Origin of the sequence: Achromobacter mucicolens (genome assembly GCF_902859725.1) — a bacterium.
In the GTDB taxonomy this organism is placed as follows: Bacteria; Pseudomonadota; Gammaproteobacteria; order Burkholderiales; family Burkholderiaceae_B; genus Achromobacter; species Achromobacter mucicolens.
In genome coordinates, this window is sequence record NZ_CADIJP010000025.1 from 42,242 (window position 1) to 58,068 (window position 15,827).

Here is a 15,827-nt window from a genome sequence, read left to right on the forward strand (position 1 = left end):
ACGGGGGGAGATGGCCCGGAAAGAGCGAATTGACCATTATATAAGCGCGGTGCGGCAGGAGCCCTGATGGCCCCGGTGGCAAAGGGGACGCCCCGCTTGTAGCGTCCCCAAAAACAATCGGCCCGGCGGCCCCCCGAGGGGACGCGCCGGGCCGAGCTGAGCCTGAACGGGTCTTTACTTGTTGCGCTGGTTCAGCGCCTGGATCAGGCCGTCGATGCCGTTCTGGTTGATCTGCTGGGCGAACTGGTTGCGGTAGTTCTCGATCAGCCAGATGCCTTCGACGTTCATGTCGTAGATCTTCCAGCCCTGCGGGGTCTTTTCCAGGCGGTAGTCCACGCCCACCGGCTGGCTGTTGGACTGGCTGATCAGCGTGCGCACGACCACGTCGTCGGCCTTGGGATCGCCGCGGAACGGCAGGCCGGTGATGGTGGTGCTGGACGTGACGCGGGTCAGCGCGCCGCTGTACGTGCGGATCAGCGTGCCGCGAAAGGCCTCGGCCAGCGCCGTTTTCTGCTGGTCGGAGGCCTGGCGCCAGTAGCGGCCGGCGGCCAGGCGCGTCGTCTTCTGGAAGTTGACGTACGGCAGGATGTGCTGGTCGACGACCTGGTTGATGCGGGCGGTGTTGCCGGCCCGGACCGCGCCGTCAGCCTTCAGGACATCCAGGGCCTCGTTGGCGGCAGCCAGCACGAATTGTTCGGGCGGGCCGTTGGGATCCGGCTTGGCTTGTGCGGCTGACGCGGCCGTGGCGGCGGACAGGCCGAGCAGGCCCGCGAACATCAGTCGCTGCAACAGGGAGGGAACGGAAAATCGCATCAAATCTCCTTCAGTACCGAAAGCGCAATCCGACAGCTTACTTGTTCGCGGGTTGCGGTGCAGGCACGGGGGCCGGCGCGGGGGCGGCGGGGGCGTCGTCGCCGTCGTCTTCGTAGTTGGGCAGCGAGCCTTCGTCATCCACGCGATGGCCCAGGACCATGGCGGCGCGGCGTTGCAGGAAGGCGTCGCGCACGAAGCTGTACGGGTCCAGCGCCACGCGGTCGATGGTGTCGGTCGTGTCGAGCAGGTTGGCGCGCGTGTCGACGATGCGCAGGCCCCACAGCGAATTGCGCAGGCGGACGTTGTCGATCGAGTCCACGCCCATGTAGCCGTAGGTGGTGCCGTACAGGTCGCCGACCAGGCCGACGCCGTCACGCACGCTGGAGGCGCCGAAGAACGGCAGCACCAGGTACGGACCTTGGCTGAAGCCCCAGACGCCGAGCGTCGTGCCGAAATCGTTGGGGATCTTGCGCGCGCCATTGGCCGAGGCGACGTCGAAGCAGCCGCCCACGCCCATGGTCGTGTTGAACAGGAAGCGGCCCAGCGTGTTCACGAAGTCGTGGCCGCGGCCCTGCAGGAAGCTGTTGGTGCCGGACCACAGGTCGCCGACGTTGCTGAAGATGTTGTGGATGCAGCTGCGCACGGGCTGCGGCGTCACGAACGTGTAGGCCTGCGCGACCGGCTTGAACACCGCGCGGTCGACCGTGTCGTTGAACTGGTAGACGCCACGGTTGAAGCCTTCCCAGGGGTCGCGCGGATCCGGATTCTTGGGTGCGGCGCAGCCGGCCATCAGCGCGCCCGCCGCTGCGACGGTGGCAATTCGGGAAATAGCTTTCTTATTCATGATCCGGGTATCCCTATCAACATTCTTTTGTTATCGCGACCGCGAGACGCAGCGTAGTAACGGCTTGTTTGTGCCGGGCCTTTAATCCTGCGCCTTGGGAGCGCCTTCCGGCGCGGCGGTCGTGCCCTGCTTTTCCGCCGACCCGTACAGGAATTGGCTGATCAGCTGCTCCAGGACCACGGCGCTTTGTGTATAGCGGATTTTTCCGCCGTCGGTAAAGTTATCTTCCTCGCTTCCGGCGGTCAGGCCCAGGTATTGCTCGCCCAGGAGGCCCGAGGTCAGGATGGCGGCCGACGAGTCCTTGGGGAACTGGTATGCCGTTTCCAGATCGACCGAAACGATGGCCTGGAAGGTCTTGTCGTCGAAGGAAATGTTCGTGACCCGGCCCACCACCACGCCGGCGCTCTTGACCGGCGCGCGCACCTTGAGGCCGCCTACGTTATCGAAGTTGGCCGTCACGGTATAGGTCGGGGCAAAGGAAAAGGTGCTCAAGTTGCCGGCGCGCAACGCCAGGAATCCAAGCGCGATCGCGCCCAGCAATACAAACAGGCCTACCCAGAAGTCGGTTTTTTCGCGTGACATGATCGATCCGTATCAATTTCCAAACATCAAGGCGGTGAGCAGGAAGTCCAGCCCCAGCACCGCCAGCGAGCCCACGACCACGGTGCGCGTGGTGGCGCGGGCAACGCCTTCGGGGGTGGGCTTGGCCTGCCAGCCTTCGTAGAGCGCCACCAGCGTCACCGTGACGCCGAAGACGACGCTCTTGATGACGCCGTTGGCGACGTCTTTCCATACATCGACGCCGTTCTGCATCTGCGACCAGAAGGCGCCGGCGTCCACGCCGATGAGCAGCACGCCCACGACCCAGCCGCCCAGAATGCCCACCATGGAGAAGACCGCAGCCAGGATGGGCATGGCGATGATGCCGCCCCACAGGCGCGGCACGAGCACCCGGCGTATCGGGTCCACGGCCATGACTTCCATGGCCGACAATTGTTCGCCCGCTTTCATCAGGCCGATCTCGGCCGTGAGCGAGGTGCCGGCGCGGCCCGCAAAGAGCAGCGCGGTGACCACCGGCCCCAGCTCGCGCACCAGCGACAGGGCCACCAGCAGGCCCAGGGCCTCTTCGGAGCCGTAGCGGTTCAGCGTGTAGTAGCCCTGCAGGCCCAGCACGAAGCCCACGAACATGCCGGAGACGGCAATGATCAGGAGCGAATAATTGCCGATGAAGTGGACCTGCTGCGACACCAGGCGCGGGCGGGACAGCGCGATGCCGCTGCGCGCCAGCATGGCGCCGAAGAACCGGGTGAAATAGCCGATGCCGGCGACGTGGGAACGCACCCATTGGCCCAGCACGGCGATGGCGTTGTTGGATCCGCTCATGCTTTGCGCCCTTTCTGTTGCGACAGCCACTTCTGGAAGGCGGGAGTTTCGGGATATTGGAATGCCACCGGGCCGTCCGGCTGGCCTTTCAGGAATTGCTGGACGTAAGGGTCCGGCGAGGCCGCGAGCATCTGCGGCGTGCCGGAGGCGGCGAGCTGGCCGCGGCCCACGAGGTAGACCTGGTCTGCAATGGCAAAGGATTCCTGCACGTCGTGGGTGATCAGCACCGAGGCGCAACCCAGACGGTCGGCAAGGCTGCGGATCAGGCGGGCGGTGATGCCCAGCGAGATCGGGTCCAGCCCCGCGAAGGGTTCGTCGTACAGGATCAGTTCGGGTTCCAGGACCACGGCGCGGGCCAGCGCCACACGCCGGGCCATGCCGCCGGAGATTTCCGAGACCTTCAGGTGGGCGGCGGCGCGCAGGCCCACGGCATCCAGCTTGTCGAGCACGCGGTCGGTGAGTTCGGCCTCGGGAAGGCGCGTGTGCTCGCGCAGGGGAAAGGCCACGTTCTCGAACACGTTCAGGTCGGTGAACAGCGCGCCCTGCTGGAACAGCACGCCCATGCGCTTGCGCAGGGCTTGCACTTCGTCGCGGGATGCGGCGCCGATATCCTGGCCGAACGCCAGGACGCGGCCCTGCTGGGCGGTGATCTGGCCGGTGGCCGCGCGCAGCAGCGTGGTCTTGCCGGAGCCCGACCCACCCATGACTGCCACGACCTGGCCCGCCCGGACGTCCATGGAAATATCGCGCAAGACGGTGAAATCACCGTAGCCAAGCGCCACACCTTCCAGGCGCAGGGCGAATTCCGGGGTGCTGCTGGTTTGAGCGGGCATGGGCAACGAAAGGGAGTTTCGGCGGCGGAGCTTGCCGTGCTGTCCTGCCGGCAAGCGGGCCGGAGAACCTGGCCGGCGCGGGCAAGACAGGCTGCGTCGGGAAGCGCCCTGTTACTCAGATGCCGGGGACGAGCTCAAGCGTCGGCTCCCGGCGGCGAGGCGACATTGTAGCCCGAGGCTGTGCAATCACAATCGGACCGGCCGCACGTGGAACAGTGTTTTCAATTCCACGGACAATCCGGCGGGCGGCTGGCTGCCATCTTTCTAGGCGTCACGGGTGTCTGACACCCCTGGAACGCCAGCCCAGCGCACACGCCTCTGACCCGGGTGTCAGACACCCTTTTTCGCGGCCCCGCCTTGTTCCTTCAGCGACGTGCACGCGCCGCCGCGGTTTCCCGGGCCAGACGCTGAATCAAATCCGCCGTCGATTCCCGCCGCGCCAGCGGCGCACCCTGGCCGGCCCACAGGGACAGGACGTTGATGTTGCCGCTCTTGCCGCCCGCCGTGCGCATCGGGCGCGTCAGCGCGTTCTGCAGCGGATACGGCAGGATGTCGCCGCCGATGGCGTCCGCGTCCCGCATGAAGGCGTTGGCGATGCCGCGCGCGGGGCGGCCGGAAAAGGCGCGGGTGACCCGGGACTGTTCAGCGCGGGAGGCGGGCAGGACGGCCTTGTAGGCCTCGCTGATGCCGGATTCGTCCGTCGTGAGAAAGGCCGTCCCCATTTGAGCCAGGTCGGCGCCCAGTGCAAGGGCGGCCGCGATGCCGCGCCCGTCCATGATGCCGCCCGACGCAATGACCGGGACCGAAACGGCGTCGGCCACCTGAGGCACCAGAGCCATCGTGCCGATCAGGGACGCCTCGAAGGCATCCAGGAATGTGCCGCGGTGGCCGCCCGCCTCGGCGCCTTGCGCCACGATGGCGTCCACGCCGTCCTGCTCCAGCGTCTGGGCCTCGCGCACCGTGGTGGCCGTCCCCACGGTCAGGATGCCCAGCTCGCGGCAGCGGGTCACGGCCTCGGCCGGCAGGCGGCCGAAGGTGAAGCTCAAGACGGCGGGACGGATCCGCAGGATGGCCTCGAGCTGGCCGGCCAGCGGGTCGCTTTGCGGACCGGGCGCCTCGGGGGCGGGCAGGCCCAGTTGCGCGTGGTAGCGGGCCATCAGGCCCAGCATTGCATCCGCATTGCCCGTCATGGGTTGCTGCGGCACGGACGCGAACAGATTGATGGCGAACGGTCGGTCCGTACGCGCACGGATCGCCGCGGCCGCCGCTTCGATCTGTTCGGGCGTCATGTAAGCCGCCCCAAGCGATCCCAGGGCGCCCGCCTTCGATGCCTCGGCCACCAGTTCCACCGTGGTGGCGCCGCCCGCCATGGGCGCCTGGATGATGGGATGGTCCAGCTTGAGCAGTTCAATCAGAGGGGATGCCATGGGAAAACTCCTGGGAGGTTATTGAAGCTGGATGTTTCCAGCCTTGATGACGTGCGCCCACTTTTCGCTTTCGCTCTTGATGAACGCGGCGAATTCCTCGGGCGTGCCGCCGCCGGCCTGGCTGCCGGTGTCGGCGATGGCCTTTTGCACATCCGGTTCCTTCAGGATGCGGTTGAACTCGGCGTTCAGCTTGGCGATGATCGGCGCGGGCGTGCCGGCCGGCGCGACGATGCCCTGCCAGTTGTAGGACTCAAAGCCCGGCAGGCCGGATTCGGCCATGGTGGGCACGTCGGGCAGCACGGCCAGGCGCTTGGCGGACGTGACGGCGATCGGGTGGATCTTGTTGCCCTGGATGGCGGGCAGCGCGGAGTAGCCCATTTCGAACATCATCGAGATGTGGCCGCCCATCAGGTCGGTGGCGGCCAGGCTGCCGCCCTTATAGGGCACGTGGATGATGTCGATCTTGGCCTGCTCGCGGAACATCTCGCCCGACAGGTGATGCGCGCCACCCACGCCGGACGAACCGAAAGTCAGCTTGCCCGGCTGCTTCTTGGCCAGCGCGATCAGGTCGGCCAGCGTCTTGACCGGCAGTTCGTTGTTCACGCTCAGTACCAGGGGGCTGTTTTCGATCAGGATGATCGGCGCCAGGTCCTTTTGCGGGTTGTAGGGCATTTCCTTCATCAGGGACGGGTTGACCGCCATCGGGGCCAGGTTGCCCGTGCCGATCGTGTAGCCGTCCGGCGCCGCCTTGGCGATGAGGTTGGTGCCGACCACGCCGCCGGCGCCCGCCTTGTTCTCGACCACCACAGGCTGGCCCAGCGACTCGCCCAGCTTGCGCGCCAGCAGGCGCACGCGCGTGTCGGCAAACCCGCCGGGGGCATAGGGGACGATCATGGTCACCGGCTTGGCGGGCCATTCGGCGGTCTGGGCCTGGGCGGCGCCGCCAAAGGCGGCGGTGGCGGCCAGGGCGGCAATCAGGGGGCGTAGTGCTTTCATGCTGGGGACTCCTCTTTTCCTGCTTTTTAATTGCTGTGTGATTGGCCCGAGGGGCCGATGGCATTATGCCCAGCGCCATTGCCCTCTGTCGTGACTTTTCCCAGCCCCCAGGCCGACAGCGCCAGCAGCGCCGCGCTCGCAGCCAACACCTGCGGCAACCCGGCGCCCCAGCGCGCCGCCCACGAGGCCAGCAAGGGCCCCAGGATCTGCCCGGCAGCGAACGCCGCCGTCATGATGGCCGCCGCCCGCGGCCCCGCCGCGCCGGACAGGCGGCGCGCGGTCAGCATGCCCGCCTGCGTGATCACCATGAAGGTGCCCCCCACCAGCAGCGCCGCCAGAATCACGGCGGCAATGTGGTGCCACAGCGCCACGGCCAGCATGCCGGCCGCCATCAGCGCCTGCGCTCCGCGCCACACCTGCCGGTCGTCACGGCCCCGCGCCAGCCGGGGTACCAGCAGGCAGGACAGCGCCGCAGCCATGCCAAAGATCGGCCACGCCCACCCGAAGATCGCCGGATTGGGAAAGATCTCCTTGGCCATGGCGGGCAGGAAGGTCGCGGGGATGATGTATCCAACCCCGAACACGCCGTAGTGCAGCGACAGCGCGGCAATGCCCTGCGGCAGTCGCGCCGGTGGCGCCCCGGCGCCCGTCTGGCGGACCGGGGGCGATTGCCGGCTCAGGCCAGCCCACGCCGCCGCGGACAGCGCCAGCGCCAGGACGCCCAGCGCGGACCAGGTCAGGTTGGCGTCCGCGCCCCAGCCCATCAGGGCCAGGCACGCCAGTCCCGTGAGCGCGATGCCTGCGCCCACGCCGGCGTACGTCACTGCGGACGCCGAGGCCTCGCGCGCGTCGCCGGCGGGAACCGGCCGCCACGCCACCACGCAGATGAAGGCGCTGGCGCTGGCATAGCCCGCGGCCAGCCGCAGCGCCGACCAGCCGGCCACGTTGTTCACAAGCGGCATGGCAAGCGTCAGGGCGGCCACCGCGGCCAGGCTGGCCGCCAGCGTGGCGCGCAGCCGGCGCACGGGCCAGACGATCGCGGCCAGCGCGCCCAGCAGGTAGCCCGCGTAGTTGGCCGACGCCATCCAGCCGCCCTGCGCGAGCGACAGACCAGACTCCTGCGCCATCAATGGCCAGACCGGCGTGAAAGCGAAGCGTCCGATGCCCATGGCGGCCGCCAGCGCAAGCGCCGCGGGCCACGCCAGTCGGGTGGCGGTGGCCGAGGGGTCGAGGGAAGGGTAAGCAGGCGTTGACATGGCCTCACTCTACGGCTGTACTAATATCTTGAATAGTGAATTATTAAGAACGTGAGTTCCCAAAATGAGAAACTTGGATCTCGACGCGTTGCAGATCTTCAAGACGGTCGCCGACCAGGGCGGCGTGGCGCGCGCCGCCGCGCACCTGAACCGGGTCCAGTCCAACGTCTCGACTCGCCTGAAGCAGTTGGAGACGTCGCTGGGAACGCCGCTCTTTCGCCGGCAGAACCGCCGCCTGGTGTTGTCGGATCAGGGCCGGGTGCTGCTGTCTTATGCGGACCGGCTGCTGCGCCTGTCCGACGAAGCGCAATCGGCCGTCCGGGACGGCGCCCTGCAAGGCGTGCTGCGCATCGGCACCATGGAAAGCACGGCGGCCGCCCGCCTGCCGCCCATCCTGGCGGCCTATCACGAGGCCTGGCCTAAGGTGCGTATCGAACTGGTCACCGGCACGTCGGGCGCACTGGCCGCAAAGGTGCGCAATTACGAGATCGAGGCTGCGTTCGTCGCGCAGCCCTTCCCCGCGGACGGCCTGGCAGCGATGGATGCGTTCAAGGAAGAATTGGCGCTGATCTCGCCGCTGGCCTGGGCGCCCATCCGCAGCGCGAAAGATTTGGTCAACCGCAGCGTCATCGCCTTTGCGGCGGGCTGCTCGTACCGGCGGATCCTGGAGTCGTGGCTGAACCAGGAAGGCATTGCGCCGGACAAGGTGATGGAGTTTGCGTCGTATCACGCCATCGTGGCGTGTGTGGCCGCGGGGACCGGTGTGGCGATCGTGCCGCGGTCGGTGCTGGCGGTGCTTGGGGCGGAGCATTCGGTGCGCGTGGGGGCGCTGTCTGGTTCCCACGGGCATGCGCTGACCCAGCTTGTCTGGCGTGCCGATGACGACACGCCGGCGTTGCAGGCCCTGCGGAGCCGGCTGCAGGCGCGGCAGGATTGACCGATGCGCGCGAGGCCGCGCGCATCGTCAGGGGCCGCGATCAGAAGCGGTAACCGACGCCCAGCGTGGCCACCCACGGATCGATCCGGGCGGTGCCGACGCGTTCGCCGTCCAGCGTCACCTTGGACTTGATGTCGATGTAGCGGATGTCGGCGTTCATGAACCAGCGGTCGTTGATCTTGACGTCCGCGCCCAATTGCGCGGCCACGCCCCAGGAATCGCCCAGCTTCAGGTTCGAGCCCTTCAGCGCGCCTTCGCCCTTGGTGTCGAAGAAGTGCGTGTAGTTGATGCCCACGCCGATGTACGGCTGGATCATGCTGTCGGGCAGGATGTGCCATTGCAGGCTGAGGGTGGGGGGCAGTTGCTTGGTGGAGCCGATCTTGCCCAGGTTGCTGCCGTTGACGTCATGCTGGAAGGGCCAGGCGCCCAGCAGTTCGATGCCGATGTTGCGGGTGGCCATGTAGGCCAGGGTGAAGCTGGGGCGCACGTTGTTGCTCACATCCAGCTTGACGCTGCCGTCGAGCACCGAGCCATTGTTTTGCGAGGGGCGGACTTGCGTCACGCCAACGCGGAACAGCACGTCGCCCGCTTCGTGGGCATGGGCAGGTGCGGCAAATGCGCCGGCAGCGATCAAACCGGCAATGGCGGTGGCGCGGATACGCCCGTTCAGCGAAAACATTTTCTTCTCCGATCTTTCCGTGTGGGGTGAGCCGACAGGTTCTCAGACCGCCCCGTCCCCCAACTTGACGTGTGTCAAATCGTGAAAAGACCGTTTTTAGAAAGTGGTTATGCCGCAACAGGAATGTGTGTTTTCGCCGCACAAAACAAACGCCGCCGGCGCGCAAGGCGTCCGGCGGCGTTGATAGGTCGTGTTGCGATCAACGCGGCAGATCGCTGCTTCCCATGAGGTAGGCGTCGACCGAACGCGCGCACTGGCGGCCTTCGCGGATGGCCCAGACGACGAGCGACTGGCCGCGGCGCATGTCGCCGGCGGTGAAGACCTTTTCCACGCTGGTGCGGTAGTCGTCGGTGTTGGCGCGCACATTGCCGCGGCCGTCGCGATCCACGCCGAACGCGTCCAGCACGTTCTGCACCGGCGACACGAAGCCCATGGCCAGCAGCACCAGGTCGGCCTTGATCTCGAATTCCGAGCCCTCGACCTCGCGCATCTTCATCTGGCCGGTGGCGTCGTCCTTGAACCATTCGACGCGCGCGCCGACCAGTTTTTCGACCTTGCCGTTGGCGCCCTTGAGCAGCTTGGTGGTCACCGACCAGTCGCGCTCGCAGCCTTCCTCGTGCGAGGACGACGTGCGCATCTTCAGCGGCCAGTACGGCCACGTCATGGCCTTGTTCTCGGACTCAGGCGGCTGGGGCATCAGTTCGAACTGCGTGACCGACGCCGCGCCGTGGCGGTTGCTGGTGCCGACGCAGTCGGAACCCGTGTCGCCGCCGCCGATCACCACCACATGCTTGCCCTTGGCCAGCGTCTGGTTGGTGAGGCGGTCGCCCGCCACGGCCTTGTTCTGCTGGCGCAGGAAATCCATGGCGAAGTACACGCCTTCCAGCTCACGGCCAGGCACCGGCAGGTCGCGCGGCGTCTCGGAGCCGCCGCTCATCACCACGGCGTCGAATTCGGCCATCAGCGATTGCGGCGTGCGCACGGTCAGGCCATCGGCCACCGGATCCTTCGGGTTGCCGACGTAGGTCGACGGCGCGAATTCCACGCCCTCGGCTTCCATCTGCGAGATGCGGCGGTCGATCTGGTGCTTTTCCAGCTTGAAGTCGGGGATGCCGTAGCGCAGCAGGCCGCCAATGCGGTCGCTCTTTTCGAACAGCGTCACCGAGTGGCCCGCGCGCGCCAGTTGCTGCGCGCACGCCATGCCGGCAGGGCCCGAGCCCACGACGGCGACCTTCTTGCCCGTCTTGCGCGCCGGCACTTGCGGCGCCACCCAGCCTTCGGCCCAGCCCTTGTCGATGATCGCGTGCTCGATGGACTTGATGCCCACCGCGTCGCTGTTGATGTTCAAGGTACAGGCGGCTTCGCAGGGCGCCGGGCAGATGCGGCCCGTGAACTCCGGGAAGTTGTTGGTGGAGTGCAGGACGTCCAGCGCGCGGCGCCAGTCCTGCTTGTACACCAGGTCATTCCAGTCCGGGATGATGTTGTTGACCGGGCAGCCGTTGTTGCAGAACGGGATGCCGCAGTCCATGCAGCGTGCCGCCTGCTGCTTGGCCTGGTCATCGGTCAGGTGCAGCACGAATTCGCGCCAGTTCTTCAGCCGCTTCTGCGGGGCCTCGGAGGCCTCCTGCAGGCGCTGGTATTCCATAAAGCCAGTGATCTTTCCCATGGTATCCCTCACGCAGCCATTTGTTGCGGGTTGGCTGCACGCCACATTTCACCCAATGCGCGGCGGTAGTCCGTCGGCATGATCTTCACGAATTTGCCGCGCGAGGCTTCCCAGTCGCCCAGGATCTCGCGAGCACGGTAGCTGCCGGTGTAGCGGAAGTGGTCTTCCACCAGGCGGCGCAGGATGGTCTCGTCCGTCTCGCGTTCGCCACCGCGCTGCGCGCTGTGCCAGATGTCGATGTTGTTCAGCGACTGCTGCTCGGCGTGCGGCACGACCGATTCCAGTTCCACCATCGACAGGTTCACGCGGTGCTTGAGCGTGCGGTCCGGATCCCAGACGTACGCCACGCCACCGGACATGCCCGCCGCGAAGTTGCGGCCGGTGGAACCCAGCACCACGACGGTGCCGCCAGTCATGTATTCGCAGCCGTGGTCGCCGGTGCCTTCCACCACGGTGGCAGCGCCCGAGTTGCGCACGGCAAAGCGTTCGCCGGCCACGCCGTTGAAGAACGCTTCACCGGCCAGCGCGCCGTAGAGCACGGTATTGCCAGCGATGATGTGGTCGGGACCGAAACCGCGGAAGTCGTTGGGCGAGCGCACGATGATGCGGCCGCCGGACAAACCCTTGCCCACGTAGTCGTTGCCTTCGCCCACCAGGTCCATCGTGATGCCGTGCGCCAGGAACGCGCCGAAGCTTTGGCCGGCGGTGCCGTTGCACTGGATGTGGATGGTGTCGTCGGGCAGGCCCTCATGGCCGTAGCGCGAGGCCACGGCGCCCGACAGCATGGCGCCGATCGTGCGGTTGCGGTTGCGCACCGGCACGATGAACGAGACCTTCTCGCCCCGCTCCAGCGCCGGCTTGCTGCGCTCGATCAGCAGGTGATCCAGCGCACCCGCCAGGCCGTGATCCTGCTCTTCGGTCTGGTGCACTTCGGCGTCGGACTGGGTCTGGTGGAACACGCGGGTGAAGTCCAGCCCTTGCGCCTTCCAGTGCTCCACGCCCGAACGCATGTCCAGCAGATCGGCGCGGCCGATCAGATCGTCGAACTTGCGGATGCCCAGCTGGGCCATGATTTCGCGCACTTCCTCAGCGATGAAGAAGAAGAAGTTCACGACGTGCTCGGGCTTGCCCTGGAATTTCTTGCGCAGCGCCGGATCCTGCGTGGCCACGCCCACCGGGCAGGTGTTCAGGTGGCACTTGCGCATCATGATGCAGCCTTCGACGACCAGCGGCGCGGTCGCGAAGCCGAATTCGTCGGCGCCCAGCAGCGCGCCGATGACGACGTCGCGGCCGGTCTTCATCTGACCGTCGGCCTGCACGCGGATACGGCTGCGCAGGCGGTTCAGCACCAGCGTCTGCTGCGTTTCGGCCAGGCCCAGTTCCCAGGGCGTGCCCACGTGCTTGATGGACGACACCGGCGAGGCGCCCGTGCCGCCGTCATGGCCGGCGATCACGACGTGGTCGGCCTTGGCCTTGGCCACGCCCGCGGCCACCGTGCCCACGCCGACTTCGGACACCAGCTTGACCGAGATCGAGGACTTGGAATTGACGTTCTTCAGGTCGTGGATCAGCTGCGCCAGATCTTCGATCGAGTAGATGTCATGGTGCGGCGGGGGCGAGATGAGGCCCACGCCCGGCACCGAATAACGCAGCTTGGCGATGTATTCCGACACCTTGTGGCCAGGCAGCTGGCCGCCTTCGCCGGGCTTGGCGCCCTGCGCCATCTTGATCTGGATCTGGTCGGCGGACGACAGGTACTCGGCGGTCACGCCGAAACGGCCCGAGGCCACCTGCTTGATCTTCGAACGCAGCGAGTCGCCCTTCTTCAGTTCGACGTCGGCTTCGATGCGGTCCGTGCCCAGCACCGAGGCCAGCGTGTCGCCGTCCTTGATGGTGCTCTTGCCTTCGCGCATTTCGGCGCGGTAGCGCAGTTCGTCCTCGCCGCCTTCGCCGGTGTTGGACTTGCCGCCGATGCGGTTCATGGCCACGGCCAGCACCGAGTGCGCTTCGGTCGAGATCGACCCCAGCGACATGGCGCCGGTGGCAAAGCGCTTGACGATTTCCTTGGCCGGCTCGACGTCGTCCAGCGGAATGGCGCGCGACGGATCGAAGCGGAATTCGAACAGGCCGCGCAGCGTCATGTGACGGCGGCTCTGGTCGTTGATGATCTGCGCGTACTCCTTGTACGTGCGGTAGTTGTTGGCGCGCGAGGCGTGCTGCAACTTGGCGATCGAATCCGGCGTCCACATGTGCTCTTCGCCGCGGACGCGATAGGCGTACTCGCCGCCGGCGTCCAGGTCATTGGCAAGCACGGGGTCGGCGCTGAAGGCGGCGCGGTGCTGGCGCAGCGCTTCCTCGGCAACCTGGAAGATGCCGATGCCTTCGATGTTGGAGGCGGTGCCGGTGAAGTACTTGTTCACCAGGGCGCTTTGCAGGCCGACGGCTTCGAAGATCTGCGCGCCGGTGTAGGACATGTACGTGGAAATGCCCATCTTGGACATGACCTTGTTCAGGCCCTTGCCCAGCGCCTTGATGTAGTTCTTCACGGCCTTTTCGGGGTCATTCATCTTGCCCAGCGATTCGAGCGCCAGGTAGGGGTGAATGGCTTCGGCGCCGTAGCCGCCCAGAAGCGCGAAGTGGTGCACTTCGCGGGCCGAGCCGGTCTCGACGACCAGACCCGTGTTGGTGCGCAGGCCGGCGCGGATCAGGTGCTGGTGCACGGCCGAGGTGGCCAGCAGCGCGGGGATGGCCACGCGCTCGCTGTCGACCAGGCGGTCCGACACGATCAGGATGTTGTAGCCGCTGCGCACCGCATCGACGGCGCGCGCACACAGTGCCGCCACGCGGGCTTCGATGCCTTCGGGGCCCCAGGCGGCGGGGTAGGTGATGTCCAGTTCGAAGCTGCGGAATTTCTTGCCCGTGACCTGGTCGATGTCGCGGATCTGCGCCATCGCAGCAAAGTCCAGCACCGGTTGCGACACTTCCAGGCGCAGCGGCGGATTGACGTTGTTGATGTCCAGCAGGTTCGGCTTCGGACCGATGAAGGACACCAGCGACATCACCAGCTGTTCGCGGATGGGGTCGATCGGCGGGTTCGTGACCTGCGCGAACAACTGGCGGAAGTAGTTGTAGAACGGCTTGGCGCGGTCCGACAGCACGGCCAGCGGGGCATCGTTGCCCATCGAGCCGATCACTTCCTCGCCGGTCGAGGCCATGGGTTCCAGGATGAACTTGTAGTCTTCCTGAGTCCAGCCAAAGGCCTGCTGGCGATCCAGCAGCGACACGGCCGATTGCGTGGCCACGGCCACCTGGCGCGGCGCGGGCAGCGATTCCAGCTTGATCTGCAGGCGTTCGATCCACTGGCGGTACGGACGGCTGTTGGCCAGCTGCAGCTTGATTTCGGCGTCGTCGATGATGCGGCCCTGTTCCAGGTCGATCAGGAACATCTTGCCCGGCTGCAGGCGCCACTTCTTGACGATGCGGTTTTCGGGGATCGACAGCGTGCCGGCTTCCGAGGCCAGGATGACCATGTCGTCATCGGTGACCAGATAGCGGGCGGGACGCAGGCCGTTGCGGTCCAGCGTGGCGCCGATCTGGCGGCCATCGGTGAACGCGACCGCTGCCGGGCCGTCCCACGGCTCCATCATGGCGGCGTGGTACTCGTAGAAAGCGCGGCGGCTTTCGTCCATCTGCGTGTGCTGTTCCCAGGCTTCCGGGATCATCATCATCATGGCGTGGGCCAGCGAATAACCCGAATTGACCAGCAGTTCCAGGCAGTTGTCGAACGTCGCGGTGTCCGACTGGCCTTCGTAGACGATGGGGTAAAGCTTCTTCAGGTCGTCGCCCAGCACGGCCGACTGCATCATGCCTTCGCGGGCGCGCAGCCAGTTGAAGTTGCCCTTGACCGTGTTGATTTCGCCGTTGTGGGCAATCATGCGGTACGGGTGGGCCAGGGGCCAGGCGGGGAACGTGTTGGTCGAGAAACGCTGGTGAACCAGCGCCAGCGCGGACACCGTGCGGGTGTCGGCCAGGTCGCGGTAGTAGCGGCCGACCTGGTCGGCCAGCAGCAGGCCCTTGTAGACCACGGTGCGCACCGAGGCCGAGGGCACGAAGTATTCCTTGCCGTGCGCCAGGTGCATGTTCTGGATGGCGTGGCTGGCGGTCTTGCGGATCACGTACAGCTTGCGTTCCAGCGCGTCGGGCACCATCACGTCGGCGCCGCGGCCGATGAAGAGCTGGCGGATCACGGGTTCGCAGTCGCGCACGGTAGGCGACATGGGCATGTCGACGTCCACCGGCACATCGCGCCAGCCCAGCACGACCTGGCCTTCGGCGCGGACCGAGCGCTCCAGTTCCTGTTCGCAGGCCAGGCGCGAAGCCGTTTCCTTGGGCAGGAACACCATCGCCACGCCGTACTCGCCGGGCGGGGGCAGAATGATGCCCTGCTGGCTGAGCTCGTCGCGGTACAGCGTGTCGGGGATCTGAATAAGGATGCCCGCGCCGTCGCCCATGAGCTTGTCGGCCCCGACCGCGCCGCGGTGATCCAGGTTTTCCAGGATCTTCAGACCCTGCTGGATGATCGCGTGGCTTTTCTTGCCCTTGATATGGGCCACGAAGCCGACGCCGCAGGCGTCATGTTCGTTCTTCGGGTTGTACAGGCCCTGGGCCGAAGGCAGACCGATGCGGCTGGCATCGATGGGGATCGCCTTGGAGGTGGGACAGGATTCGGTCGGGGTAATTTGGGGCATGGCGCGCTCCGCAGTGGGCCTGCGTCGTAATGTTGCAGTGCAGGAGACGGACAATACCCCCGACATGAGTAGGGTGCAATAAGAACAAACGGGGTATGACCCTAATTAAATAGGCGCTCCATCATAGTGCATTAATATAGGGACATAACAACGGCCGCGCCATTATTGGGCTTGCCAGAGGGGTCTCTTCACGAGGAATGACAGAGACCAGGGAAACGGGCTAATTTGCCGTTATGCGTCCCCGT

Annotated in this window: 12 protein-coding genes; 1 reads left to right on the forward strand and 11 read right to left on the reverse strand. The window is 66.4% G+C overall.

Annotated elements, in window-relative coordinates:
- Positions 1-174 precede the first annotated feature (174 nt).
- The 8 genes from HV786_RS24550 to HV786_RS24585 all read right to left on the reverse strand — a co-directional run bounded on the left by HV786_RS24550 (position 175) and on the right by HV786_RS24585 (position 7,552).
- On the reverse strand, positions 175-813 hold the full coding sequence (locus HV786_RS24550; RefSeq protein ID WP_056320376.1) for an MlaC/ttg2D family ABC transporter substrate-binding protein: 639 nt from the start codon (positions 811-813) through the stop codon (positions 175-177).
- Between the two features lie 37 nt (positions 814-850).
- Entirely contained in the window at positions 851-1,657 is an 807-nt protein-coding gene (locus HV786_RS24555; protein ID WP_056320374.1) for an MlaA family lipoprotein, read from the reverse strand.
- An 81-nt stretch (positions 1,658-1,738) separates the two neighbouring features.
- On the reverse strand, positions 1,739-2,239 hold the full coding sequence (mlaD, locus tag HV786_RS24560; RefSeq protein ID WP_056320371.1) for an outer membrane lipid asymmetry maintenance protein MlaD: 501 nt from the start codon (positions 2,237-2,239) through the stop codon (positions 1,739-1,741).
- Between the two features lie 12 nt (positions 2,240-2,251).
- Positions 2,252-3,040: a lipid asymmetry maintenance ABC transporter permease subunit MlaE gene (gene mlaE, locus HV786_RS24565; protein WP_056320369.1), complete on the reverse strand. Its 789-nt coding sequence runs from the start codon at positions 3,038-3,040 to the stop codon at positions 2,252-2,254.
- A complete protein-coding gene (locus HV786_RS24570) occupies positions 3,037-3,873 on the reverse strand; it encodes an ABC transporter ATP-binding protein (protein WP_128829745.1) in 837 nt (278 codons plus the stop codon). Before HV786_RS24570 ends, mlaE begins: the two co-directional genes overlap by 4 nt.
- Before the next feature lie 365 nt (positions 3,874-4,238).
- On the reverse strand, positions 4,239-5,300 hold the full coding sequence (locus HV786_RS24575; RefSeq protein WP_128829746.1) for an NAD(P)H-dependent flavin oxidoreductase: 1,062 nt from the start codon (positions 5,298-5,300) through the stop codon (positions 4,239-4,241).
- 18 nt (positions 5,301-5,318) lie between these two features.
- Complete coding sequence (locus HV786_RS24580) at positions 5,319-6,296, reverse strand: Bug family tripartite tricarboxylate transporter substrate binding protein (RefSeq protein WP_062840186.1); 978 nt, start codon at positions 6,294-6,296, stop codon at positions 5,319-5,321.
- Positions 6,297-6,322: 26 nt separating this feature from the next.
- Complete coding sequence (locus HV786_RS24585) at positions 6,323-7,552, reverse strand: YbfB/YjiJ family MFS transporter (RefSeq protein ID WP_175211969.1); 1,230 nt, start codon at positions 7,550-7,552, stop codon at positions 6,323-6,325.
- 64 nt (positions 7,553-7,616) lie between these two features.
- On the opposite strand from HV786_RS24585, the gene HV786_RS24590 reads away from it, so the two are divergent.
- Positions 7,617-8,489, forward strand: a complete 873-nt coding sequence (locus tag HV786_RS24590) for a LysR family transcriptional regulator (protein WP_128829747.1) — start codon at positions 7,617-7,619, stop codon at positions 8,487-8,489.
- Positions 8,490-8,529: 40 nt separating this feature from the next.
- Here HV786_RS24590 and HV786_RS24595 read toward each other — a convergent pair whose 3' ends face one another.
- The 3 genes from HV786_RS24595 to HV786_RS24605 all read right to left on the reverse strand — a co-directional run bounded on the left by HV786_RS24595 (position 8,530) and on the right by HV786_RS24605 (position 15,582).
- Entirely contained in the window at positions 8,530-9,168 is a 639-nt protein-coding gene (locus HV786_RS24595; protein ID WP_062840189.1) for an OmpW/AlkL family protein, read from the reverse strand.
- Positions 9,169-9,367: 199 nt separating this feature from the next.
- Entirely contained in the window at positions 9,368-10,834 is a 1,467-nt protein-coding gene (locus HV786_RS24600) for a glutamate synthase subunit beta (protein WP_056320351.1), read from the reverse strand.
- Positions 10,835-10,842: 8 nt separating this feature from the next.
- A complete protein-coding gene (locus HV786_RS24605) occupies positions 10,843-15,582 on the reverse strand; it encodes a glutamate synthase-related protein (protein WP_063954053.1) in 4,740 nt (1,579 codons plus the stop codon).
- Positions 15,583-15,827: the final 245 nt, after the last annotated feature.

Bases quoted from the DNA above. Each gene is read 5' to 3' on its own strand.
- HV786_RS24550 (WP_056320376.1), bottom strand. From the start codon at position 813: ATGCGATTTTCCGTTCCCTCCCTGTTGCAGCGACTGATGTTCGCGGGC.
- HV786_RS24555 (WP_056320374.1), bottom strand. From the start codon at position 1,657: ATGAATAAGAAAGCTATTTCCCGAATTGCCACCGTCGCAGCGGCGGGC.
- mlaD (WP_056320371.1), bottom strand. From the start codon at position 2,239: ATGTCACGCGAAAAAACCGACTTCTGGGTAGGCCTGTTTGTATTGCTG.
- mlaE (WP_056320369.1), bottom strand. From the start codon at position 3,040: ATGAGCGGATCCAACAACGCCATCGCCGTGCTGGGCCAATGGGTGCGT.
- HV786_RS24570 (WP_128829745.1), bottom strand. From the start codon at position 3,873: ATGCCCGCTCAAACCAGCAGCACCCCGGAATTCGCCCTGCGCCTGGAA.
- HV786_RS24575 (WP_128829746.1), bottom strand. From the start codon at position 5,300: ATGGCATCCCCTCTGATTGAACTGCTCAAGCTGGACCATCCCATCATC.
- HV786_RS24580 (WP_062840186.1), bottom strand. From the start codon at position 6,296: ATGAAAGCACTACGCCCCCTGATTGCCGCCCTGGCCGCCACCGCCGCC.
- HV786_RS24585 (WP_175211969.1), bottom strand. From the start codon at position 7,552: ATGTCAACGCCTGCTTACCCTTCCCTCGACCCCTCGGCCACCGCCACC.
- HV786_RS24590 (WP_128829747.1), top strand. From the start codon at position 7,617: ATGAGAAACTTGGATCTCGACGCGTTGCAGATCTTCAAGACGGTCGCC.
- HV786_RS24595 (WP_062840189.1), bottom strand. From the start codon at position 9,168: ATGTTTTCGCTGAACGGGCGTATCCGCGCCACCGCCATTGCCGGTTTG.
- HV786_RS24600 (WP_056320351.1), bottom strand. From the start codon at position 10,834: ATGGGAAAGATCACTGGCTTTATGGAATACCAGCGCCTGCAGGAGGCC.
- HV786_RS24605 (WP_063954053.1), bottom strand. From the start codon at position 15,582: ATGCCCCAAATTACCCCGACCGAATCCTGTCCCACCTCCAAGGCGATC.